Annotated in this window: 2 protein-coding genes; both read right to left on the bottom strand. The window is 23.9% G+C overall.

The features are described 5' to 3' along the window. Positions 1–142: 142 nt before the first annotated feature. Positions 143–568, bottom strand: coding sequence for a hypothetical protein (locus AJ886_RS07955; RefSeq protein ID WP_044794538.1), 426 nt, complete (start codon positions 566–568; stop codon positions 143–145). Between the two features lie 123 nt (positions 569–691). Next, positions 692–865: a hypothetical protein gene (locus AJ886_RS10610; RefSeq protein WP_186820748.1), complete on the bottom strand. Its 174-nt coding sequence runs from the start codon at positions 863–865 to the stop codon at positions 692–694. Positions 866–1626 lie beyond the last annotated feature (761 nt).

The raw sequence follows: 1626 nt of genomic DNA, 5'->3' as shown, positions 1-1626 counted from the left end.
GCTTTATCAAGCTCATCAGGACTTTTGCCTTTGGTAAGTCCTAAGAAAGCGTGGGTGAAATCTTCTCTTTGCCAGTAACACTGATTTTTAAAATCCAAAAAACATTCTACCAATGGATCAATATAAATCGTAACATAATATTTCATTTATAAAATCCTCCTAATAACTCAAATATATATACCATAGCCACTAAAAAAATATATCCACATAAAAAAGTTATTAAAATTCTCCAAGCTCTTAAAAAGATAAAAATTATAGGTGCAAAAATAAAAAATAAAATTTTAAAATTATAGATAAACTCATGATATTTCATATATATAAATATTAATATCACAAGCAACAATAATGCAAAAAAATTTTTAATATAAAGCATATTCAATATAAAAATAAATAACATAATAAATAAAATAGTGAATTGATCATAATTATTACTGATATAAAAATATACCATAGGAATGATAAAAATCCCTACACTACATACAAACCAAGCAATTTGCCCACTTGATATATTGTCTATTCCTTTGCTTTCTAGTTTTTCTTTGAGTTTAGAATAAATAGGAATTTGCAAATTTACTCCTAATATAGATAAATTGTTTTATTATAACCAATCTACTTAATACTTTTAATTAATTTAAATTCTTTGTTTTTAAGATATTCTTGTCTTAATGTTTCATCTGCTTTATCAAGCTCATCAGGACTTTTGTCTTTGGTAAGTCCTAAGAAAGCGTGGGTGGAAGTCGATTTGCTTAGAAATTTGAGAAAATTTTGCTTCAAATAGCAAAGAAAAATCAACATGCTTTAACATTTCATCTTCTAATAACTCATCTACATAAATTGCTACATAATATTTTATTATTTCTTTCATTTCGAAATAGTTCCTTCTAAAAGTCCATAAGGTATTATTCCTATAAATATTGCAATTTCAAAACAAAAATACATCATTAAAAATAAAAATTTAAATTTTAAATGCAATTTAACAAAAAAAACCATATTATCATTAATAAAATATTTATTATTGCAAGATTTAAATAAAAATCATTAAAAATTATATTAAAAATATACATAAAACAATAGCAAAAAAGATGAATAAAAAAGAAGTTTTTATAAAAACTTAAAAAAATAAACCAAAATATAGCAATATAAAATAGCAAGATAGGAAAGAAAAAAACAATATAAAGCTCAAATTCCAAATTCTTGAGTTTATATATAACAACAAATACAGCACATATTAAAGCAATATAGCCACTCCCTAAACACCAAGCAATTTGCCCACTTGATATATTGTCTATTCCTTTGCTTTCTAGTTTTTCTTTGAGTTTAGAATAAATAGGAATTTGCAAATTTACTCCTAATATAGATAAATTGTTTTATTATAACCAATCTACTTAATACTTTTAATTAATTTAAATTCTTTGTTTTTAAGATATTCTTGTCTTAATGTTTCATCTACTTTATCAAGCTTATCAGGACTTTTGCCTTTGGTAAGTCCTAAGAAAGCGTGGGTGGAAGTCGATTTGCTTTATGCTTTCACCCAGAGTTTGAAAAAGATCATTCATTTATATTTTTATATTTTCTCTAGCTTGTTCCATAAGTTCTTTTGTGCTTACTTGTGGTTTGTAATTAAAT

This window comes from Campylobacter sp. BCW_6465 (assembly GCF_001762815.1).
Taxonomy (GTDB): domain Bacteria; phylum Campylobacterota; class Campylobacteria; order Campylobacterales; family Campylobacteraceae; genus Campylobacter_D; species Campylobacter_D jejuni.
The sequence above is the reverse complement of the archived record's forward strand: the minus strand, read 5'-3'. Positions and strand labels throughout refer to the sequence as shown.